Genomic DNA, 21367 nt, shown 5'->3' with positions numbered 1-21367 from the left:
CGCTGAGCGCGGAGGGCGCGGAGCTGCTGGCGCGGGCGTTGAAGGCGATGGCGGATCCGGCGAGGCTCCGCCTGGTGTCGATCGTGGCATCGAGCAGCTCGGGCGAGGTGTGCGTCTGCGACTTCACCGAGCCGGTCGGGCTCAGTCAGCCCACGGTGTCGCACCATCTGAAGATCCTCGTGGACGCCGGGATCCTGGCTCGCGAGAAGCGCGGCACGTGGGCGTACTTCTCCCTCGTCCCGGGGGCCCTCGACTCCCTCGCAGGCATGCTCACCCGCGTCTGATCAGGCGGCCGTGACTCTCGCCGCGAGAGCGTCGACGCGCGCGGCGAGCTCGTCGTAGGCGGCATCGAACGCGGCGTCCGTGCCGGCGGGCACCGGATCGGGGATCGACCAGTGCAGCGCCTCCGAGCCGAGCTCCTCATGGGCGGCGTCGCAGACGGTGACGATGAGGTCGGTGTCGACGGCGACGTCGGCGAACTGCTGGGGGGCGCCGATGGGCAGCGGGAGGCCGTGACGTTCGGCGGCGGCGATCGCTCCGGCGGCCACCGCGATGGCCGGGTGGGTGCCGGCAGAGGCGGCGGGGATGGGGCTGCGCTGCGCCCAGAGCTGCGCAGCGAGTCGGGATCGGGCGGAGTTCGCGGTGCACACGAACAACACCCGCCGCGCTGCAGCGGTGGTCGACGGCCCGAGCTGATCGAACGCGCCCGGGATCAGGTGCACGTAGCTCCGGCGCCGGTCCGCCTCCGAACGGCGTCGGAGGATCATGCCCTCCCGCTCGAGCACAGCGAGGTGGTGCGCGACGAGGTTCGAGGGCATCCCGAGCCGGTCCTGCAGCTCTCGCGGCGCCAGGTCTCCGAGGGTGAGCAGGTCGGTGATCCGCAGGCGTGCGGGGTCGCTGAGGGCCGCGTGCCGAGCGGCACGCGTTTCCAGTTCGGTTCGCTCGGTGTTCATTGACTCAATCTTGACTGAGTGATCGCGAGCGGTCAAGATGACGAACGACATGGACACCACCTCCCCTCCTCCGCTCGCTCGTCGGGCCGTGGCCGAGTTCCTCGGCACGGGCCTGCTCGTGGCGATCGTCGTCGGCTCCGGCATCGCCGCGCAGACCCTCTCCCCGGACGACGTCGGCCTGCAACTGCTGGAGAACTCCCTCGCGACCGCTCTGGGACTCGCGGTGCTGATCCTCGTCTTCGGCCCTGTGTCGGGGGCGCACTTCAACCCGCTCGTCTCCGCCGTCGACGCGCTCCTCGGTCGCCGCGACCGCTCCGGCCTGTCTGGCCGTGAGCTGGCGGTGTTCGTCGGCGCGCAGCTGCTCGGCGGCATCGGCGGCGCGGTCCTCGCGAACGCGATGTTCGAGGTCCCGACCGCGATCGCGACGACCGAGCGCGTCACCGCCGGGCACCTGCTCGGGGAGGTCGTCGCCACCGCGGGCCTGGTCCTCGTGATCCTCTCCCTCGCTCGGACGAACCGCGGCCCGCTCGCGGCCGCCGCGGTCGGCGCGTACATCGGTGCGGCGTACTGGTTCACGTCCTCGACCTCGTTCGCGAACCCCGCCGTGACCCTCGGCCGCGTCGTCACCGACACCTTCGCCGGCATCGCCCCCACCTCCGTCCTGCCCTTCGTCGCCGCGCAGCTCGCCGGCGCCGCGATCGGCGTCGGAATCGCCGTGTTCCTCTTCCCGGGCGCCGCCCGGGCCGCCGGGAGCCTCGTGGTCCCGGCCGCCTCGACCTCGTCACATGTCTGATCTGAAAGGCCTTCTGATGCATCTCGTCGCCATCGGCGGCAGCGACGCGGGGATCTCCGCCGCGCTGCGCGCCCGCGAGCTCGACCCGTCCGTCGACGTGACCGTCGTCGTCGCCGACTCCTACCCGAACTTCTCCATCTGCGGGATCCCGTACTACTTCTCCCGCGAGGTGCAGCCCTGGCAGTCCCTCGCGCACCGCACCCACGCCGACCTCGAAGCCACCGGCATGACCCTGCGCCTGGACACCTTCGCGACCGACATCGACGTCGCCGGACAGCAGCTCACCGTCCGCACCCCGGACGGGACGCTCGACCGGATCGGGTACGACGAGCTGGTCGTCGGCACCGGCGCCCTCGCGTCCTCCGCCGGGATCGTCGGCGTGGACGAGCTGGGGCCGGAGGACGGAGTGCACGTGCTGCACTCGATGGGCGACACCTTCGCCCTCGAGCGCTACCTCGACAGCCGCGACCCGCAGACCGCGATCATCGTCGGCGCCGGCTACGTCGGCCTCGAGATGGCCGAAGCCCTCACCGTCCGCGGCCTCCGCGTCACCCAGCTGCAGCGCGGCCCGGAGGTGCTCTCCACCCTCGACCCCGAACTCGGCGCCCTCGTCCACACCGAGCTCGACCAGCACGGCGTCGAAGTCCTCACCCGCACCACCGTCGCCTCGATCGAGAAGACCGCCACCGGCCTCGCCGTGCACGCCGACCACGACGGCACACCCCTCACCCGCACCGCCGACGTCGTGCTCGTGGTCGTCGGCGTGAAGCCGAACACCGACCTGCTCGCCCGCGCGGGCGCGTCCCTCGGCGCCGGCCGCGCCGTCGTCGTCGACGAGGCGATGCGCACCGGCCTCCCGCACGTGTTCGCCGCGGGCGACGGAGTGACGACCCACCACCGCCTGCTCGGCAGCACCTACCTGCCGCTGGGCACGACCGCGCACAAGCAGGGCCGCGTCGCGGGCGAGAACGCCCTCGGCGGCGATGCCCGCTTCGCCGGCTCCGTGGGCACTCAGGTCGTGAAGGTCTTCGATCTCGTCGCCTCCCGCACCGGCCTGCGTGAGCACGAGGCCCTCGCCGCCGGCTTCGCTCCGGCGACGACGACCGCGGTCGCGGACGACCACAAGCGCTACTACCCGGGCGCGCAGCCCATCACGATCCGCATCACCGGCGACACGCGCGACGGACGCCTGCTCGGCGCTCAGCTCGTCGGCCGCCTCGGCACCGAGACGGCGAAGCGCGTCGACACCTATGCGACCGCCCTGTTCGCCGGCCTCACCGTCGAGCAGGTCTCCGACCTCGACCTCTCCTACACTCCCCCGCTCGGCTCCCCCTGGGACGCCGTGCAGATCGCCGCCCAGACCTGGACCCGCACGAACACCGGAAGCAGCATCCCCGCATGACTCAGAAGCCCACCGTCCTCTTCCTCTGCCAGCACAACGCCGGCCGCTCCCAACTCGGCGCCGGCCTGCTCGAAGTCCTCGCCGGCGACCGCTACACCGCCACCTCCGCCGGGCTGTCGCCCGCGGACACGGTGAACCCTGCGATCGCCTCCACCGTCGCCGAGCTCGGCCTCGACATCAGCGACCGCACCCCCCGCGCCGTCACCGTCGAAGACCTCGAGAACGCCGACATCGTGATCGCGATGAAGCCGGGGCTCGCGCTCCCCGCGACGCCGACCGGCCGATTCCTGGAATGGACGTTCCCCGACCCGACCGACTGGAGCGCCGAGAACGTCCGTCCCCTCCGAGAGGCCGTCGCCGCTCGGATCCGGACCGAGCTCCTCGACTAGGCGCGATACGCAGCGGCGCCGCACTGCCGCTGGAGAACGCCGGAACTCACAGAATTCGTCGTCCTCTGCGTCGTCGCGGTGTTCGTGATCATCGTTCGCCGTAAGGCGAGGCGCGGCGACAAGTAGGCACTGCGAGAAATCCTTCGGCCGACAACACTGCCGAGCTGCGCGGAGTATGCGAGAAGCACACCGACGCCGGCCGCCGTGTGCCGCGAGACGGCAGCGCCGGCTTCGCGACTTCCGCTCGCGGGAAGAGTCGCCCGGAGCGGGCCCCTACTCTTCTCCTGTACACGTCGGCGGGAGGGTGGCACCGTGACTGATCGATCCGCTCGCGGAGCTTCGACAGGCTGGCATGCTGGCGCACCTGTGCGGGTGCCCCTTGGCCAGCGCCTGAAGCGGGTCGCTCTCGCGATCGCCGTCTTGGCTGGGGTGACAGGTCTCTGCTTCTGGTTGGGAGATCTGCTGCTGATCGGCCCTTCCCACTCCGTGAGCCTCAGCAACGACACCGGTGCCGACCTCGACTGGTCGTGCTCCTGGTCCGATCTCCGCCTTGCCCCCGGCCAGACGGGCACGATCCGGATCCCCGAGCACCCGCATGAGGAGTTCGGCTGCGTCCCCCAGCCGGCATCGCTGCGTCAGGACATGTGTCCCAGCATCGAGGCCATGACCGACGGAACGGGCTTCACTGCGACCGATTTCGCGGAGCGGTACCGCTGCCGCGGCTAGCGATCCCCCTACGGGACGGCAAGGGCCTGCAGCCGTGCGGCGGGAGGCGTTCCCGGTAGAAGAGGATCATCCGTGTCATGCCCGCGTTCACACGGCTGCCCTGGGTGCTCGATACACTCGGGCCGGTTGCCGGTACGAGGAGAACCGTTGCACGGTGCTCCGATGAGCGACCCGTCAGCGGGACAGCTTGCGGCTCCTCCTACTCCGCATGATCGCCCGAATCGCGCCGGCGACCAGCAGGCCGAGCGCGATCGCGACGGGGATCTCGTAGACGGCGAAGAACAGTGCCGTGCCCGCGGCGCCCTGTCCGTCACCGCCGTTCGCAGCGTTGGAACGAGCTTGCAGAACGCCGACGAAGACTGCATGCGCACCAGCGAGGGTCGCCCCGGCCAGCGCCCCGATCGTCAGGACACGGACAGCGAAGGGAAGCTCATTCTGTGCCACGGACCCCATTCCCACCACCGGGCCCCGTCTGACAGGACGGCAGAGCGGCCGGCCGAGGGTCCTGCCAGGCCGCACACTGACAGGGCCAACCGCTCTCTTCCCTCCTGCGGCCGGGTCATCGACCGTGCCGACATTGACCCCGGCCGTGAGCGGTCGCTATTCGAATCCACCAGCTGAGCCCCTCAACACGAGACTCCAGGTACGCCGGGCGGAGAGATTCGACGCGTCGGATGACCAGGGTGGGGCGCTCGACGCCCCATTCCGAGGTACATGCGGCCGGTCCGCGGCCGGAGCTCTGCAAGACTCCGAGCGATGACCGACACCGAGCCTGGCTGGTACCGAGACCCGATGCAGCCGAAGATCCAGCGCTACTGGAACGGCACCACCTGGACACCCCGAACAGCTCCCGTGCCGCCGTCGAACCTCCGCAATCCTGTCGCCACAGCCGCGATGGCACTCGGGATCACCGGCGCGCTCGGATGGCTACTGTTCGCGCTCATCATGCGATTCCTTCCGCTTCTCCTTCTGCCCGTGCCCCTCGTCAGTCTCGTGGCACTCGTCCTCGGGATCATCGGGGTCGTGAAAGGCCGGCGCCGAGACGGAGTAGGAGTCAGACGGGCCCTTGTCGGCTTCGCTCCGGTCTCCGTCCTCGTCTTCTGGCTCTTCTGGTTCAGGTAGCCCCAGTACCGAGCTGCGCCCGATCGACGAGCTGAACTGAGGATCTCCAGCCATGAGCAACATTGCCCCCGGGTGGTACACGGACCCGACACATACCAACACCCAGCGGTACTGGGACGGCCGAACGTGGACCTCACAGACGGCTCCCGCAACGCCCATCCACACCGGGCCTGTGCGAAGTCGTCGGCCGGCAGGAAACGTCGCGGCAGAGTTCGCGCTGCTCTGCGCGATCCTCGGCATCTTCTTCCCCCCACTCGGCATCGCCGGTCTCGCCCTGGGCATCATCGCTGTCTCACGCGCGCGAGCTCTCGGTGGTCTGCGCCGCGGATCAGCGATCCTCGCCGTCGTGCTGTCCGCCTTCGAGGTCGTTCACCTCGTCACGGTCCTGACGCCTACGCTGCTCGACGGTTCCTTCTAGCCACGACGGGAAGACGCGTGGCTGCGGGGATCAGCGCGGTCTGCCCGGCTGCCTGCGCATTCTTCGCAATCGTCTCCGTCGCGAGTGTCCTTCTCGGGCACAGGGTGTCGCCGGTCTGGGCCGCGACGACTCTCTGCACAGCCGGGGGCTTCAGATCAGCGGCACTGGGCCTGCGCGGCGGGAATCAGCAAGATCGAGGAGTCGGCGCACGAAAGCGCTGGCCCCGCTCGGCAACCGGTCGCTGATCGCCTTCCGGAGCGATCGTGATCGACAGCGGGACAGTTCGGGTCGTACTCTCCTTCATGACGGACTGCGCCCGACCCGCTGTCGCGGATCACATCTTCACTGACGACGAGGGCCGGCCCGCCTCTTGCACCCATCGAACGCAGACGTTCTATCGACCAGTCGGAGAACGGGACGAACATGCCTCTTGCCGCGCTGGTGATGATGATGGTGGTTCTCCCCCTCATGCTCTCCGTGATGGTCGTCGCGATCCTCTGGCCCGGCGCGCTGGCCCGGCTGAATGCCGCCGCGCTTCGCACTTTTCCCGTCGCGGCGCCGCGGTCGATTCGCGAGCAGGCCGCGTCGAGATCCACACCGGGGAGACTGCGCTTCACGGGCATCGTCGGCGTCGGCCTCGTGCTCGCGGTCGGCAGCGGAGTCACGCGGACTGTTCTCGACGAGGGAATCGTCGACAGCGACACCCGAGATTCCTCGTGGATGGTGTGGCTGGTCTGCGCCATCGGTCTTGCGCAGGCGATCGTCGGGATCGGTCTGATCGTCCGGTCACGGCTGATCTTCGAACGCCTTCGGGTCACGTTCCACCACGACGGCGCAGACCTGCGCCGGTGGATGATCATCGTCCTGGGCTCCGTCGGGCTCGCGCTGGCGGCGACCTCGCTCTTCGTCGCCGTGTCACTGACCTGATCCTCGCGGTCGACCTCCTGGTCGGCCTACGAGACTCTCGATCCCGCATCGGAGAGCTGCAGCACCGTGAATCCGTTCACGGAGTCGTCGCCGTCATCCGTGCCGTTCTGCTGCCTCGCGGAACGGGCTCGTTGCACGCGAGCGTGAAACCGTCGAGGAGGAGACCGGCGACGAGGGCGAGGATGGTGGCGACGCTCGCGATCCCCGCGGAGATTCTGGTGGAGAGCGTTTGCACCTGTCCACTCTCGGGTCGGCGGATGAACGGCAGGGGGCGCAGGGCTGCCTACCGCCTCCGGTCAGAGCGCATCGCCGGAGGATCAGTGATCGCACGTCGATCCTCAGGCCGTTCAGGCGTGCTGAGAGGATGGGCTCATGGGCCGGCGTTCGTGGTGTCCGGCAGGTCTGGGGGTCGTCGTGCTCGCCGTGGCGGGATGCGGTTCAGGAGGGTCGGGGTCGCCTTCTCCCGGGGAGCTGATCGGCTCCGGATCGGTGATCGAGTCCGGTCCGGGTTCGGGGGTGCCGCTGCTGTGCCTCTCCGCGGTGAGGGAGTCGGCGCCTCCTCAGTGCTCCGGTGACACGGTCGCGCTGATCGGCTTGGACTGGGACGCTCTTCCCGAGGTGCCGGAGACGGGCGGGACGCGCTGGTTCGACGGAACGCTGTACGGCACATGGGACGGGTCCGCGGTCACCCTCACTCGGCCGTTCGCGGTGGGAGACCAGTCCGGAGTCGATCAGGAGGATCCGTTCGCCTCGTCGGTCGGCTCGGCCGACTCCGAGACCCTCGCGCGGGCGCTCGAGGACCTCCACGCACGCCGGTCCGAGGATGCGAACCACGTGGACGCGGTGGAGTGGGACGGAATCGTCCACGCGATCGTCGTCTACGACGACGGCTCGATCCAGGCCGACCTCGATCAGGAGTTCGGGGCCGGAGTCGTCGTGGTCCGCTCTGCGCTGCGCCCGGTGTGACGAGCGAGTTTCGCCGGACCCGTCGTCTCAGGCCCGGCTGACGTCCACCTCCTCTTGATGGACGACCCGAGGAGAGTGTCTGCCACGCAGCGATCCGACGCCGCCCCGCCACAACGGAGCAGCACGACGATCCTCGCGATGGCCCTGATCGCTTCCGCGATCATCGGGCCGGAGTGACTCGCTTCACGCGATAAGCACTGCGGCGAGGCGATCAGCAGACGAGCACGACGTGCGGCCCTCCGAACCGACGCACGAGGGGCCCTCGCATGAACCGGGCGCGCGCGCCGTCGCCGTCGCCCTCACCTGCCTGGCCGTCGGCCCGGCTGCTCTGCTCACGCTCGCGTTCCTCCTCCTGCAGCTCCCACCGCTGGATCGCGACGACCACCCTGACTGGAGGGCACCCGACGCGACGACGACGGCGCCGCGGCTGCTCCTGTTCCTGCTCCCGCCGCTGGTCACAGGAGCGCTCAGCCGTCTCGTCGGGGGGAGGGACTCCCTCACCGGGTTCTGGCACTACGGCTCGATCTGCTTGCTGGTGATGGTTCCGTTCATCGGGGTGTTGGCCCTGTCGCTCGTGCGGTGAGGACGGCTGCGGCTGCGGCTCGGGCACAATCGGGTGATGGGGCGGATCATCTTCACGAGAGGCCGATGTCTCTCCGTCGGCGCCACTACAGCGGTGCTTCTTCTCGCAGGGTGCGCGGAGGCGCCACCGATCCCTGATCGGGTCGCCCCGACCGCCGTCGCCACCGCGACCGTCGAGCCGACGCGGAGCGGAGCCGAGGCACCGACTGCCGGCGGCACGCCGACGTCGGTGGCGTCCTCGGATGCACCGGAGCCGACACTGAGCGGCTGCCTGCCCGCCGAGTTCGCCGATCGGCCGCCGGTCGGCCTCGAACCGCAGCAGAGACCGGACGACCGGGGATCCCGCGAATACGCGACCGGGGAGCCGATCCTGGGACCGGACGGAGTACCGGTCGCCTACGTCGTCGGTTCCGGCGACATCCCGGAGTACATCGCGGACCGGTTCTGCCTCGAGGTCTCGTACCTGGACAGGATCAACGAGCCTCGACGCGGAAGCTCGGCCGAGCTGTTCGAGGGCGACACCCTGAACCTCGACGCTGCGACGGCGACGACGGTCGGAGACGTGAACGGCGTGATCAGGCAGAATCCTGTGTCGACGTCGCTCCCCGAGCAGCACGAACCCGTCTGGTGAGCGCTTCTCTCTCCGAGGAGCGCGGGCTGCGCGGGAGAGGAACGTCGCGCTCGCTCGTCCGGTGCCGGCGATGAGGTCGGGCCGATCAGCGCGGCTCCTTCCGTGCCTGCTGCGTGCGCTCCTCCCGGCCCTGCTCGTCCTCGTGGTCGTCAGTGCGCTCGTCGTGCAAGCCCTGGCCGGCTTCCAGCCGCTGACGAACGTTCTCGGGATGTGCGCGCGGCCCGTCGAGGTCCCGGTCGACACCTACTGGTACGCCGGGGCTGTGCTCGTGATGGCAGCCGGGGTGCTCGTCGCCTCCCGACTGAACCGGGCCGGCTCGGGAGTCCTCGCGGGGACGCTCCTCGCGGTCGGCGTCGTGAGCGCGGCACTCTGCACCTTCGCCGCGTTCTTGGGCACTGCGGTCTGGCAGTGGGGACACGAGGATTCGATCGATCCTCCGTCTGCTGCAGAGGCGTGGGGGCAGTTCGGCGTCAACGTCGCAGCAGCCGGGACGCCTGCGTACGCACTGATGCTCAGCGCCGTCCTGATGCTCGTCCGGCGGAAGGGCGTCCTGCTCTCCTGGACCGTCCCGCCGGCGGCGTTCCTCGCCTTCGTGCTGGCGAGTACGGCGTTCCAGGTCGCTCGAGCCTGGGTGGTCTGCTCCGCGGCCTGAACCGACGCGCCGGGCCGAGGCCGAGGGCCCCGCCGCTCGTCGGCGACGCGCTGCTCGCACGGTTCGGCGTCATCACGGGTGCACTCGCCGCGGCGGCCGCGATCGGCGTGCCCGTCCGGTACCTCGGCCGGACCGCGAGCGTCGCGTGCGCTACTTCCCGGATCGCGCAGCGATCATCGCCGCGATCCTGGAGCGCATCGGCGCTCGTCTGGCACCGTCCGACTCCGAGGAGCCCGGCGTCACCGGATCGGGCAGGGCCGCCTTCGCCTCCTGCAGGGAACGCCCTCGTCGGCCGATCGACGTCCGACCGGGATGCTGCGATCGATCTGTTCGAGCTGCGCCTGGAAGCCACCCGCAGATCTGTGGTGCACGACGCCCTCGCGCGATGGGCCTGGTCAGGGCTCGACGCCGACGTCGCCTTCCACCTCCAGCCAAAGCTTCTCGGCGACCGCGAGCACGTGGTCCTGTTCCACTACACGATCACCGGCCTGATCCTCGATCAGCTGACCGTTGCGGTCGATCCGGCGACCGCGCCGTCGACCACGATCGACCGGCTCGTGGACGGGCTCCTCCCCGAGAGCTGAGTCCCTCACGGCTCAGCACACGGCCCGACGGCGCCGCGTCGGCGCGCCGGTAGTCTCGACCGATGCTCTCGACCCTGCTCGTCACCGTGCCGTGGCTCGCGTTCGCCGTCCTCGTCGGCGTGATCGTGATCGCACCCTTCGCGGGCCGCGTGCTCGTCGCGCGGCCCCGGGCGACCGCCGCGCTGCTCTCCGCGGCGCTCGTCGCCGTCGCAGCGCTGACGCTCTACCCGGAGAGCGGCCGAACCGCACCGGAGGTCGCCTGCGCGGTCGAGTGGCCGACTCTCACGCCGACCGCCGTGGAGTCGATGGCGAACATCCTGCTGTTCGTGCCGGTCGCGTTCCTCGCAGGAGTGCGCTGGCGGCGACCGGTGGCGGCGATCGTCGGGGCGAGCGCGCTGTCCGCGGTCGTCGAGCTCGTCCAGGCCGTGGTGCCGGCCATCGGCCGTGCGTGCGACACGAGCGACGGGATCACGAACACCCTCGGCGCGGTCGTGGGCGGCCTTCTGGCCCACGCCGTGCTCTCCTGGCGACGACGACCCGCTCGCCTTCCGGAGAAGCGCTAGCGAGGTCGGCGGCGGCCCGGTACGGGCGGGGCGCGCTCCTCTCGGCGGGGCGGGAATCGACTCCCGCACCGTCCTTCGTTGCGCGACACCACAAAGACTCCCCGTTCGGGGGGAAACGTCCATCCTGAGTGCGTAAACTCGGCACTTCGGAGCAGCCGGGGGTCGGGTGCCCCGCCGAGCGCGGGAGGGTCGCAGTGGCAGTCGGATTCCGCCAGGACGGGCCGCTCCGGGCGCTCGGACGGGCCCGACTGCAGCCGGTCAGCGACCTGTCGCTGGCCCGCGGACCCCGCCGCACGCGGCTCTCGGCTGCGATCTCGATGCCGTCCGGTCCCGGCCTGGTGCGTCCCTCCGCTCTCGCGCAGCCGTGGGAGGCGGCGCTCATCCGCCTCGTCCGCTCCGGCGCCCCTGCTCCCGAGCTGCACGCTGCGACCGCTGCAGCGCCCGAGGGGGCCCGACTGGCCGCAGTGATCGAGCTGGCGCGCGACGCCCTGGACCGGCCGGACGACGAGCGGGCGCTGCGGCTCACGGGCTGGCTGGTGCGCAGCCGCTACGACCCGGGCAAGGACCCGTTCCTCAGCCGCTACGGGATCTCGCTCTCCGTCCGCCTCCCCCTCAGCGCGGGGCTCGACGTCACGGTGCCGCTCGAGACGGAGTCGCTGCGGCTGCTCTTCGCGGAGCTCGCCGCGGCGGAGGATCCCGCGGGCGCCGCGGCCGCGGTGGAGGCCCTCGCGCCGTCCACGCTCGCCGCGTCGAGTCTGACGGCGCTCTACTCCGCTCGCCGCCGCTGGTCGGACATCGCGCAGCTGACCTCCCGGATCGTGAACGTCGACGCGGCGTCGGCGGCCGCCCTCATCCGCCGCGGAGTCGCCCTGCGCGAGCTCGGGCTCATCGAGAGCGCGCTCGACGCCTTCGACAAGGTGGTGCGGCCCAACGTGACCACCGCCCGCCCGTTCGAGCTGCGCGCCGAGGCCCTGCTCGAGCGCGCCAGCACGCACCTCTCGGACGGGCGGCGAGCGCCGGCGCGACGCGACCTCGAGCGGGTCCTGCAGCAGTTCCCCGAGAGCACCGAGGCGCGCGAGCTGCTCGACGCCGCGCGTCGCTGAGAGCGCTCCTCCGTCCCGCCGTGCCCGGGTGGGGAGATGTCAACCGTCTCGCCGCCGATGCCTCCCCGACCTACCGTGACTACGGACCGGAGGAGGACCTGGATGGCTGTGACGCGGTTGACGCTCGACGGCTTCGACTACACGCTCGCACCCGAGATCGACCTGGACGCGCTGCGCTCGGCGCTGCTGGACGGCGTCTCGAGCGTCGGACGCTGGGTCGGATTCCCGTCGCTGAACCGCGGACTCGTGCACGCGCTGATCACCCCCTCGAGCAGCGTGCGCCTGGAGGAGCACCCCGACGCCCCGGTCGAGTTCTCCTGGGAGGGCGACCAGCAGGGGTACGACTTGGACTTCAGCTACGGGATCTCCTGACGGGTCCCGGCGGTCGGCCTTCTGGGAGACGTGGGTCTCGAGACGCCCTTGCGGGGCTGCTCGACCAGCGAGGCCGCGGGTGCCTCCACCCGGAGAGGACGCGGGAGGCGTGCGGAACCTCGGTCGAGAGGGCTCCTCAGCCGCGATGGTGGCTGAAGGGTGCTCCTGGCTGAGGTTCTGCGGCGGCCCTCCTCGGGTACGCGGCGGGCGCCGCGCCTCCCTCTGCTGATCGAGTAGCGCGCGGAGCGCGCGTCTCGAGATCCGCGATGTCCGGGAGTGGGTGGGTCTCGATACGCCCCTGCGGGGCTACTCGACCGGCAGCGGGGGGCGGCGGTACGGGGTCGCGACGCGGAACATCAGCGCCGCCGCGACCACGAGGAAGGCGGCGCCGATCAGCCCCGCGCCCGGCGGCTCGTCGGCGGAGGTGTGTCCGCCGTTGATCGCCGGGGTGAAGACGAGGTCGATCAGCGCGCTCGACGCCAGCACGGCGACGAGCGCGAGGCCCGCGGTGCCCAGCCGCCTGCCCGCGGCGACGGAGGCGCCGATCACGGCGAGGGCGAGCAACACCTCCGCGAACCACAGCCAGAACGGCAGGAGCTGCAGCGGCGACACCGCCTCGTACTGCAGGAACGAGCACGCCGCGCTCTCGTACCCTTCGGTCCAGCAGGGCCGCCAGAAGACCGCCGCGCCGATCCCCTGTGCGGCCGCGTGCGCCAGCAGCAGCATCCCGACCGTCGCCGAGAGCACGGCCAGCAGGATCGACTCCCGATGTCGTCGAACGGGGGCAGGCACGGTACCGGTGATCGCCATGGCCGTCAGGCTAGGGACGGGCGGTGAACGGCGGGAGTCGCGCGGGCACCGTTCAGGCGAGGAGCCGGACTCAGAAGTCGTCGAAGTCGATCGTCTCGCGGTCGGCGAGAGGCAGGGCGATCGGGTGCGCGACGAAGGAGTCGTCGGGGCGGTTCTTCGCGATGCGCTTGCGCAGGTCGGCGACCGCGGCCTCGAGGACGTCGGACACCGACGGATCCTGGTCGATGTCGAGCTCGACGGGCACCGCGACGAGCTCGCTGCTCGCGTCGAGGGTCATCCGCGCGTCGATGAGCTCGCCCTCGTCGGTGAACGCCGGCACGGTGACGGCCTCGGAGTGGTCGTGGCGGTTGATCGCGGTGACCAGTTCGAGGAGCGCGTCGGCGACCGCGTCCGTGGTCACGATGCACTTGGACGCGTAGGTGATTTCCTGCATGGGTCCACTCGACCAGCCGCCGCCGGGGCGAGCCAGCCCTTGCGCGGCGCCGCCGCCGTCGCCTAGGTCGGCGCGAGGGAGCAGCCCGCTCACGACGGACGGCCGCCGGGGAGCATGCTCCTGCCGACGGCCGTCCCGCCCGCGCCCGACCCGCTCGGGCGCGATCTGCGCTGCATCACCGCCGCGACTCCACGGAAGGGCCGTGAGGAGGCGGATCGTCGGGCGCAGCGCGGCTCTCACCGCATCAGGGGCGCCACTGCTGATTCGTCCCTCCGTTGCAGGTCCACTGGTTCAGCGCCGCACCGCTGACGGTGGAGCGGTTCTGGACCTCGAGGCAGAGGCCGCTGTGCACGTTCCGGTAGGTCGAGGTCCCGTCTGCGGCGACGGTGCGCGTCCAGAGCTGGTTGGCCCCTCCGTTGCAGGAGTACTGCGTGGCGGCGGCGCCGTTCTGCGTGCTGAAGCCGTAGACCTCGAGGCACTTGCTGCTGTTCGCGTTGACCAGTGCCACGTTCGTCCCACGGGGGACGGCGCGCCACTGCTGGTTGGTGCCGCCGTTGCACGTCCACTGGTTCACAGCGCCCCGGTCGCTCTGGCTCGCGCCGAGGACGTCGGCGCAGAGACCGCTGTTCGCGTTGACGAGCCGGGTGGAGCCGGCGAGCTGCCCCTGGGGCACGAGCCGCCACTCCTGCGACTGGTCGGCGACCGCGGCCTGAAGGGTCGCGGGGGCTCCGGCGGAGGCGGCGGTGAGGAAGAGCGACGTGTTCTGCCGCGACTGGAGCCGGACGTGAGTGCCGTCGACCTGCACGATGTTCCACTGCCCCTCGGCGCGGTCGTCGATCCACTGGCCGATCCGCTGGCCGGTGGTCGCGTTCCCGGTCCAGACCGTCGCCGCGCGTCCACCCGACTTGTTCAGCAGCGTGGTGCCGCCGGCCGGCTTGGCGGTGAGATGCCAGAGCTGGGTGGCGGGGTTCGCGGCGGAGTCGGCCGCCTCCGCGCGCACGTCGGGCTGGTCGCCGTTGCCGATCACGGCGTCGGTCGTGTTCGAGTTCGTTCCGAGCACCTGTCCGGAGCGACGGTTGACCAGCTGGTAGTACTCGCCCGCCGAGCGTCCGAAGTCGACGTCGGCGTGCCGGATCACCGGCTGCTCGGTCGGTCCGCCCCAGGCCGACTGCAGGATCAGGACGCGGCCCGTCTCACTGTCGTACTGGAGGTTGCGGCTGTAGCCGCCGCCGAGCGGCGTCTGGTACTCGGTCCACCGGCCGAAGCTCGCGCCGTCGTTCACCCAGACGTTGCCGCTGCCGGCCGCGTTGTAGGCGATCCGCCCGTCGGGCAGGTGCATCAGCACCGGGCTGCCGCCGGTCGACAGCGGCCTGGAGCCCGGGGTGATCGGGAGCTGGCTGATGTTCGTGCCGTCCGGGTCGCCGTCGGCGAAGAACCGCTCGGGATCGTCCGCGATCTTGTAGCGGACGTTGTCGCCACCGCCGAAGTACTCGAAGGTCATCAGCCACTTGCCGTCGTTCGTGGGAGCGACGGTGGTCATGCCGGGGCGTGCGAATCCGATGTGCTGGCGGCCGTCGAACGAGAAGCTCGGGCCGGAGACGTCGACGACGGGAGCGCTCCAGGACGCTGAGCGGCCGTCCCACGTCCTGTGGGCCAGAATCTGGCTCTGGTCGTCGCGCCCCGTCGCGTTGTCGGGAGTGCCGATCGGAACGCCCGTCGTGCGGTCGTAGTCGAGGTAGTCGTTCTCGTCCGAGTAGTAGGCGAGGAGCTTCCCCTGGTGCACGCGAAGGTGCGGCTCCCACAGCGGGTCCTGCTGACGCGTCGCGTTGGCCTGCGAGACGTTGCGGCCGCCGGCGCCGGCGCTGCCGCCCTGCCAGCCGCCCGCCGCGATGATGTTGACGAACCGCCAGTCGGCGCCCTCGTTGCTGCTCGCGTAGAGGGCGATGGACACGTCGCGGCGGTCGCCGTCGTTGTCGGGGACCCAGGCGGGGTTCGCGGCCTTCTGCTCGCGGTAGAACTCATCCTCGCCCGAGACGACGGTAGCCAGCAGGAGCGTGCCGGCGGCGATGTCCCCGACGGTCTCGGGCATGACGTAGAAGTAGGGGTTGGTCCAGTTGCTGGAGTACTTGTCCATGGCCGGGTCGCTCGAGAGTTCGGCCGGCGAGCCGAGCTCGGTCAGCGGCTGCCAGGTGTCGCCGTTGTCGTCGCTCTTGTAGATCGGCATCCTCTCGCCGACCGCGCCGCCGATGGAGTCCGGCGCCGGGTAGTCGACGACGGTCGCCTTCTCGAACGCGGCGACGATGCGTCCGCTGGGCAGCTGGACCGACTTCGGGTACACGATGCAGTTGCCGCGCCCCTTCAGACACGGCTCGTTCCCGAGCTGATAGACGACTCCGCCCTGCGGCACGTAGGCCTGGGCGGTGATCGTCGGGCCCGCGAGCAGCGCGGCGGCGACCGCCACTGCTCCGAGCAGCATCCCGGAGCGCCGGGACGTCGTGGTGAACCTCATCGTTCTCGTTCCTTCGGTCGTGGCTGGCGGACGAGGCGGAGCTCGAGTCGTTGCCGGCCCGGTCCTCGCCTCTGAGTCCCTCACCGCGCGATGTTGTCGATCACTTCGCGCGGCTTTCGCCAATGTTATCGACAACAGACCCGAGGAGCGCAAGCCTGCGCGTCACACTGGATCGACATCGGCCCGGCACCGGTGCTCGAAGGGGGAAGTCCATGGCGGAGGAATCACTTCCCGCGCGTGCGCCCGCGAAGCAGGCGACGATCTACGACGTGGCCCGCGTCGCCGGAGTGTCGCACCAGACGGTCACGCGGTTCCTGCAGGGCTTCGAGGGCATCCGCCCCGCCACCCGCTCGCGGGTCGAGGCCGCGCTCGCCGAGCTCGACTACCGCCCCAACCTCACCGCGCGCTCCCTGCGCGCTCGCCGCTCGCACCGCATCGGCGCCCTCACCCACGAGATCGACCAGGTCGGGCCGAGCAAGATCCTGCAGGGAGCGAGCACCGCCGCCCGCGAGGCCGGCTACGTCCTCGACATCGTCTCGCTCGACATGAGCGACTCCGCCGCGATCGAGGAGGCGCTCGATCTGGTCACCCAGCACGAACTCGCTGGCGTCCTCGCCCTCGCGTCGACCGACGAGATGACCCGCGCCTTCCGCACGTCCCGCTTCCGCGTCCCCGCGCACCTGGCCGTCGAGGAGGACGACGACGCCACCCGCTCGCCGTCGCAGCTGACCACCCAGGGCTTCCCGGCCCTCGTCGCGCACCTCGCCGATCTCGGCCACCGCGAGTTCCTGCACCTGGCGGGGCCGCCCACCTGGTCGGCCGCGCGCAACCGCCGGAAGGCCTATGAGAGCGCCGTGACCCGGCACGGCCTGCACTCGACGGCGGTGCTCGAGGGCGACTGGTCGGCTCGTTCCGGCTACGAGCTCGTCCGCGGCCTCGACGAGGTCCGCGCGACGGCGATCGTGGCCGCGAACGACCAGATGGCCCTCGGAGCGGTCCTCGCACTCACCGACCGCGGGCTGCGCGTGCCGGAGGACGTCAGCGTGACCGGCGTCGACGACATCCCGGAGGCGGCCTACCTCGTGCCGCCGCTGACGACCCTCCGGGTCGACTTCGCCGGTCAGGGCCGCTCGGCGCTCGGCGAGCTGCTCGCGCTGATCGACGGGGTCGACGCCGCACCGCACGTGACGCTCGCCTCCGAGCTCGTCCCGCGGCGCTCCTCCGGGCCCGCGCCGCACTGACGCCGCGTCAGCGGGCCGGACCGGTCGAGGCGCGCACGACGAGCGAGGGACGGGGCGCGCCCGCTCGATCGGCTGCGGCCGGATCCTCGATCCGGTCCAGGAGCGCCTGCAGCGCCTCCCTCCCCTGCGCCTCGAAGTCGAGCCGGAGCGTCGTCAGGCCGGGCGTGAAGTAGGCCGCCTCGGGAGTGTCGTCGACGCCCGTCACGCTGACGTCGCCGGGGACCGACGCGCCGCGTGCATCGAGGGCGTGCAGCGCGCCCAGCGCCATCTGATCGTTCGCGGCCAGGATCGCCGTCGGCAGGCGCTCGAGGGCGGCGATCGCCTCGAATCCGGAGCGCGCCGACCAGTCGCCGTGCAGGATGCGGGCCGGGGGCAGGCCGTGCCGCTCGAGCGCCGCGACCACCGCGCGGAGCCGGTTGCGGGCGGCCGACCAGGCTGCAGGGCCGGCGATGTGGACGAACTCCTCGTGCCCCAGCTCGACGAGGTGGTCGACGAGCTCGACGACGCCGTGACCGGACGCGGCGAGCGTCGCTCCGTCGGCCTCCTCCTCCGCGGCGATGACGACGGGGACGCCGAAGTCGGTGTGCTCGAACACCTCCCGCACGCCGTCCGTCGACGCGAAGGCCAGGAGCCCGGCGAGGTCGTGCCGGGTGAGCAGCTGGAGGGCGTCCTGCAGCTCCGCGGGATCGGCCATGTCCAGGGTCACGACGTCGAGGAGGTAGCCGGCGTCGCGCGCGGCGCTCGTCGCGGCCTGGATGATGCGGTTCGGCCCGACCTGGCTCACCTCGTGCGTCAGCGCCCCGATCCGCATCGACCGCCCCGAGATGAGCGCCCGTGCGCTGAGGTTGGGCCGGTAGCGGATCGTCGTGAGTGCGGCCTCGATCTTCTGCTTCGTCGAGGGCCGCATGTCGAGGCCGCGCATGTAGCGGCTGACGGAGGCGTGCGAGACCCCTGCCACGCGGGCGATGTCGTAGATCGTGCCGGTCGTCGGAGGACCCGGGGTCCCGGGGTCGGTGGTCGTCGTCATGCGGTCCTCCGTCGGGGCGGTCTTGCTTTTTCCAATGTTGTCGATCACAATCGCCTCTGCCAACTGTTATCGAGAACAGTTCACCACGATGGAGTGCCCAGAGCCATGACTTCCGCATTGCCGACACTGCCGCAGCAGATCCTGCTCGGTGTCGCCTACTACCCCGAGTACCACGTCTCGGACCGGCTGATCGAGGACCTCGATCTGATGGTCGCGGCGGGCATCACCGCGATCCGGGTGGGCGAATCCGTCTGGTCGACCTGGGAGCCGCGCGACGGCGTCTTCGAGCTCGAGTGGATGCAGCGGGTGCTCGACGAGGCCCACGAGCGCGGCATCCGCGTGATCCTCGGCACCCCCACCTACGCGGTGCCGCCGTGGCTGCAGACCGCGCACCCCGAGATCGCCGGCGAGCGGCGCACAGGCGAGCGCATCGCCTGGGGCGCCCGCCAGGAGGTCGACTACTCGCACCCCGCGTTCCGCTTCCACTCCGAGCGCGTGATCCGCCGCATCATCGGCCGCTACGCCGCGCACCCCGCGGTCATCGGCTACCAGGTCGACAACGAGCCGGGCCTGGAGCTCCTGCACAACCACGGCGTCTTCACCGGGTTCGTGCGCAGCCTCCGCGAGCAGTACGGCGACGTCGAGACGCTCAACCGCGAGTGGGGCCTCACCTACTGGTCGCACCGGATCGACGACTGGAGCGAGCTCTGGCGCCCCGACGGCAACACCTTCCCGCAGTACGACCTGGCGTGGCGCCGGTACCAGTCGGCGGTGACCACCGACTTCATCGCGTGGCAGGCCGGCCTCGTCCGCGAGTACTCCCGCGAGGACCAGTTCGTGACCACCTGCCTCCAGTACCCGCGACGCGGCGTCGACGAGCGCGCCGTGTTCGAGGCCCTCGACATCGGAGCGGGCAACCCCTACTACGGCATGCAGGACCACCTCGAGACCGGTGTCGAGCACGAGCACCCGAACTACTGGACGACCTCCGGCGTCCCGGGCCTGCTGCGCCAGGCCGACCGGCTCTACGCCTCCCGCCAGCAGCGCTACCTCGTCACCGAGACGAACGCGCAGGCCATCGACACCGCCGACAACAACCTCCCGCCCTACCCGGGCCAGCTGCGCCAGTCGGCCCTCGCCTTCGTGGCGCGCGGCGCGGCGATGATCGAGTACTGGCACTGGCACACGCTGCCGTTCGGCGCCGAGACCTACTGGGGCGGGGTCCTCCCGCACAGCCTCGTCCCCGGCCGCGTCTACTCCGAGGTCTCGGCGATCGGACGCGACCTCGCCGCCCTCGGCGACGCGCTCGACGGCTACGTCCCGGATGCGGACGCCGCTGTGCTCTGGTCGACCTCGAGCCGGTACGCGCTGCAGTTCATGCCGCCGCTGAGCCGCGACGGCCGGCCCGACGAGGAGTCCTACGAGCGGATCGTCGACTCCTTCCACCGCGGGATCGTCGACGCCGGCGGCCAGGCGCGCATCCTGCACGTCGAGCAGGCGCGCGGCCTGGGCGCCGCCGAACTCGCCCGGCGCTTCCCCGTGATCGTGGCGGCGGCGCTGTACGTCTGCACGGACGAGGACCTCGAGCTGCTGCGCGAGTACGCGGCGCTCGGCGGCCACCTCGTCCTCGGCCCGCGCACCGCCTACGGCGACGACGAGGCGCGCGCCCGCATCGAGCCCGCGCCGGCGCGCCTCGCCGGCCCCGCGCAGGTGGGCTACGAGGAGTTCAGCACCGTGCCGACCCCGGTCCCCGTGTCCGGATCGACCCTCCTGCCGCTCTCGGCCGACGCCCGGGCGACGCTGTGGATCGACGGGCTCCTCCCCACCGGGGCGACCGTGCTGGCGGGCTACGTCCACCCCCGGTTCGGCGACTTCCCCGCCGTGACGACGACGCGGTACGGCCGCGGCGACATCACGGTGGTCGGCACCGTGCCGGACCCCGAGCTCGCCCGGGAGGTCGTGCGCTTCGCACTGACCGCGGCGGAGCCGGTGGTCACCGCGCATCACCGCGCGGTGACGGTGTCCTCGGGCACCGCCTCCGGCTCGCGCTTCGTCTTCGTCTTCAACTGGGGATGGACCCCGCGGGCCGCGACGCTCGAGCGCGCGGCGGTCGACGTGCTCACCGGCCGGGAGCTCGCTCCCGGCACCCCCGTGGAACTCGGACCCTGGGACGTCCGGGTGCTCCGCACCGTTGCAGAGGAGACCGGCCGATGACCACCATGATGGAGCGGCTCCGCTCCGACGACGACCGCCGGGCGCCGGCGCCCCCGCGACCGACCAGAGCGCGCCGCGACTGGCGCGGCTGGCAGTTCACCGGCCCCTTCGCCGCCGTGTTCGTCCTCGTGTTCCTCGCTCCGCTCGCCTACGCCTTCTGGCTCAGCCTGTTCCAGAACCGGATCATCGGCGGCAACAGCTTCGTCGGCCTCGACAACTACGCCGCGGTCCTCTCGGATCCGCAGTTCTGGGACGGCTTCCTCCGGGTCGTGCTCGTGCTGCTCGTGCAGGTGCCGGTCATGCTGCTCCTCTCGCTGATCGCGGCCCTCGCGATCGACAGCGCGCGGCTCTACGCGTCGGGCCTGTTCCGGATGGTGATCTTCCTGCCCTACGCGGTGCCGGCCGTCGTCGCCGTCCTCATCTGGGGCTTCCTCTACGGGAACAACTTCGGGCTCACCGCCAACATCAACGACCTGCTCGGAGCCGAGGTCCTGCGACCGCTCTCGAGCCAGTGGATCCTCGCCTCGATCGGCAACATCGTCACCTGGGAGTACATCGGCTACAACATGCTGATCTTCTACTCGGCGCTGAAGACGATCCCCGCCGAGCTGTACGAGGCCGCCGAGATCGACGGCGCGCGCGGCTTCCAGGTCATCACCGCGATCAAGCTGCCCGCCGCTCGCGGCGCGATCGTGATCGCGACGATCTTCTCGATCATCGGCAGCTTCCAGCTCTTCAACGAGCCCAACGTGCTGAAGCCGCTGGCCGAGAACGTCATCTCGTCCTACTTCACGCCGAACATGTACGCCTACAACCTCTCGTTCGCCGGCCAGCAGTTCAACTCGGCGGCCACCGTCGCCATCGTCATGGGCGTCATCACCGCCACGATCGCCTACGTCGTGCAGCTGCGCGGCAGCCGGAAGGAAGACCAGTGAGCACCACCCTGCGCA

At 71.0% G+C, this 21367-nt stretch carries 25 protein-coding genes; 19 read left to right on the top strand and 6 right to left on the bottom strand.

Features of this window, described 5'->3' with window-relative positions:
- Nucleotides 1–2 precede the first annotated feature (2 nt).
- Entirely contained in the window at nt 3–284 is a 282-nt protein-coding gene (locus LRG51_RS18980; protein WP_230674207.1) for an ArsR/SmtB family transcription factor, read from the top strand.
- On the opposite strand, the gene LRG51_RS18975 is transcribed toward LRG51_RS18980, so the two are convergent.
- Nucleotides 285–953, bottom strand: a complete 669-nt coding sequence (locus LRG51_RS18975; protein WP_055789595.1) for an arsenate reductase/protein-tyrosine-phosphatase family protein — start codon at nt 951–953, stop codon at nt 285–287.
- Between the two features lie 49 nt (nt 954–1002).
- Between LRG51_RS18975 and LRG51_RS18970 the strand changes: the two genes are divergently transcribed.
- From LRG51_RS18970 to LRG51_RS18955, 4 genes are all read left to right on the top strand, one after another.
- Nucleotides 1003–1746: an aquaporin gene (locus tag LRG51_RS18970; protein WP_230674206.1), complete on the top strand. Its 744-nt coding sequence runs from the start codon at nt 1003–1005 to the stop codon at nt 1744–1746.
- Between the two features lie 16 nt (nt 1747–1762).
- Nucleotides 1763–3148, top strand: coding sequence for an FAD-dependent oxidoreductase (locus LRG51_RS18965; RefSeq protein ID WP_230674205.1), 1386 nt, complete (start codon nt 1763–1765; stop codon nt 3146–3148).
- On the top strand, nt 3145–3537 hold the full coding sequence (locus tag LRG51_RS18960; RefSeq protein WP_230674204.1) for an arsenate-mycothiol transferase ArsC: 393 nt from the start codon (nt 3145–3147) through the stop codon (nt 3535–3537). The genes LRG51_RS18965 and LRG51_RS18960 overlap by 4 nt, the downstream gene beginning before the upstream one ends.
- A gap of 372 nt (nt 3538–3909) precedes the next feature.
- Nucleotides 3910–4263 carry a hypothetical protein gene (locus LRG51_RS18955; protein WP_230674203.1) on the top strand — a complete coding sequence of 118 codons (354 nt, stop codon included), beginning with the start codon at nt 3910–3912 and terminating at the stop codon, nt 4261–4263.
- Nucleotides 4264–4437: 174 nt separating this feature from the next.
- Here LRG51_RS18955 and LRG51_RS18950 read toward each other — a convergent pair whose 3' ends face one another.
- Nucleotides 4438–4707 (bottom strand): hypothetical protein, encoded by a 270-nt coding sequence (locus LRG51_RS18950; protein ID WP_230674202.1) that lies wholly within the window; start codon nt 4705–4707, stop codon nt 4438–4440.
- A 312-nt stretch (nt 4708–5019) separates the two neighbouring features.
- Between LRG51_RS18950 and LRG51_RS18945 the strand changes: the two genes are divergently transcribed.
- From LRG51_RS18945 to LRG51_RS18895, 11 genes are all read left to right on the top strand, one after another.
- On the top strand, nt 5020–5385 hold the full coding sequence (locus LRG51_RS18945; protein ID WP_230674201.1) for a DUF2510 domain-containing protein: 366 nt from the start codon (nt 5020–5022) through the stop codon (nt 5383–5385).
- A 52-nt stretch (nt 5386–5437) separates the two neighbouring features.
- Nucleotides 5438–5803, top strand: a complete 366-nt coding sequence (locus tag LRG51_RS18940) for a DUF2510 domain-containing protein (protein WP_230674200.1) — start codon at nt 5438–5440, stop codon at nt 5801–5803.
- Between the two features lie 423 nt (nt 5804–6226).
- On the top strand, nt 6227–6730 hold the full coding sequence (locus LRG51_RS18935) for a hypothetical protein (protein WP_230674199.1): 504 nt from the start codon (nt 6227–6229) through the stop codon (nt 6728–6730).
- A gap of 489 nt (nt 6731–7219) precedes the next feature.
- Nucleotides 7220–7696 (top strand): hypothetical protein, encoded by a 477-nt coding sequence (locus LRG51_RS18930; protein ID WP_055789574.1) that lies wholly within the window; start codon nt 7220–7222, stop codon nt 7694–7696.
- A gap of 229 nt (nt 7697–7925) precedes the next feature.
- Nucleotides 7926–8279, top strand: a complete 354-nt coding sequence (locus LRG51_RS18925; protein ID WP_055789573.1) for a hypothetical protein — start codon at nt 7926–7928, stop codon at nt 8277–8279.
- Between the two features lie 93 nt (nt 8280–8372).
- Nucleotides 8373–8909: a hypothetical protein gene (locus tag LRG51_RS18920; protein WP_055789568.1), complete on the top strand. Its 537-nt coding sequence runs from the start codon at nt 8373–8375 to the stop codon at nt 8907–8909.
- 70 nt (nt 8910–8979) lie between these two features.
- Complete coding sequence (locus LRG51_RS18915) at nt 8980–9561, top strand: hypothetical protein (protein WP_055789565.1); 582 nt, start codon at nt 8980–8982, stop codon at nt 9559–9561.
- Between the two features lie 107 nt (nt 9562–9668).
- A complete protein-coding gene (locus LRG51_RS18910; protein WP_230674198.1) occupies nt 9669–10145 on the top strand; it encodes a hypothetical protein in 477 nt (158 codons plus the stop codon).
- Between the two features lie 62 nt (nt 10146–10207).
- Nucleotides 10208–10708 carry a VanZ family protein gene (locus LRG51_RS18905; protein WP_230674197.1) on the top strand — a complete coding sequence of 167 codons (501 nt, stop codon included), beginning with the start codon at nt 10208–10210 and terminating at the stop codon, nt 10706–10708.
- Nucleotides 10709–10902: 194 nt separating this feature from the next.
- Nucleotides 10903–11811 carry a tetratricopeptide repeat protein gene (locus LRG51_RS18900; protein ID WP_230674196.1) on the top strand — a complete coding sequence of 303 codons (909 nt, stop codon included), beginning with the start codon at nt 10903–10905 and terminating at the stop codon, nt 11809–11811.
- Between the two features lie 102 nt (nt 11812–11913).
- Complete coding sequence (locus LRG51_RS18895) at nt 11914–12183, top strand: hypothetical protein (RefSeq protein ID WP_230674195.1); 270 nt, start codon at nt 11914–11916, stop codon at nt 12181–12183.
- 306 nt (nt 12184–12489) lie between these two features.
- Here LRG51_RS18895 and LRG51_RS18890 read toward each other — a convergent pair whose 3' ends face one another.
- From LRG51_RS18890 to LRG51_RS18880, 3 genes are all read right to left on the bottom strand, one after another.
- Nucleotides 12490–12993 (bottom strand): hypothetical protein, encoded by a 504-nt coding sequence (locus tag LRG51_RS18890; protein WP_230674194.1) that lies wholly within the window; start codon nt 12991–12993, stop codon nt 12490–12492.
- Nucleotides 12994–13063: 70 nt separating this feature from the next.
- The gene (locus tag LRG51_RS18885) at nt 13064–13426 is read right to left on the bottom strand and encodes a hypothetical protein (RefSeq protein ID WP_055789542.1); all 363 of its coding nucleotides are present in this window, start codon (nt 13424–13426) and stop codon (nt 13064–13066) included.
- Between the two features lie 244 nt (nt 13427–13670).
- Nucleotides 13671–15935 carry an RICIN domain-containing protein gene (locus LRG51_RS18880; RefSeq protein ID WP_230674193.1) on the bottom strand — a complete coding sequence of 755 codons (2265 nt, stop codon included), beginning with the start codon at nt 15933–15935 and terminating at the stop codon, nt 13671–13673.
- Between the two features lie 212 nt (nt 15936–16147).
- On the opposite strand from LRG51_RS18880, the gene LRG51_RS18875 reads away from it, so the two are divergent.
- Complete coding sequence (locus LRG51_RS18875; protein ID WP_230674192.1) at nt 16148–17176, top strand: LacI family DNA-binding transcriptional regulator; 1029 nt, start codon at nt 16148–16150, stop codon at nt 17174–17176.
- Between the two features lie 7 nt (nt 17177–17183).
- Here LRG51_RS18875 and LRG51_RS18870 read toward each other — a convergent pair whose 3' ends face one another.
- Nucleotides 17184–18203 (bottom strand): LacI family DNA-binding transcriptional regulator, encoded by a 1020-nt coding sequence (locus LRG51_RS18870; protein ID WP_230674191.1) that lies wholly within the window; start codon nt 18201–18203, stop codon nt 17184–17186.
- A gap of 105 nt (nt 18204–18308) precedes the next feature.
- On the opposite strand from LRG51_RS18870, the gene LRG51_RS18865 reads away from it, so the two are divergent.
- Complete coding sequence (locus LRG51_RS18865) at nt 18309–20417, top strand: beta-galactosidase (protein WP_230674190.1); 2109 nt, start codon at nt 18309–18311, stop codon at nt 20415–20417.
- Nucleotides 20414–21352 carry a carbohydrate ABC transporter permease gene (locus tag LRG51_RS18860; protein WP_372488201.1) on the top strand — a complete coding sequence of 313 codons (939 nt, stop codon included), beginning with the start codon at nt 20414–20416 and terminating at the stop codon, nt 21350–21352. Before LRG51_RS18865 ends, LRG51_RS18860 begins: the two co-directional genes overlap by 4 nt.
- Nucleotides 21353–21367 lie beyond the last annotated feature (15 nt).

Origin of the sequence: Rathayibacter sp. Leaf248 (assembly GCF_920939495.1) — a bacterium.
GTDB classification, from domain to species: domain Bacteria; phylum Actinomycetota; class Actinomycetes; order Actinomycetales; family Microbacteriaceae; genus Rathayibacter; species Rathayibacter caricis.
Note: the sequence above shows the minus strand (reverse complement) of the source record. Positions and strands in the feature narration are given on the sequence as shown.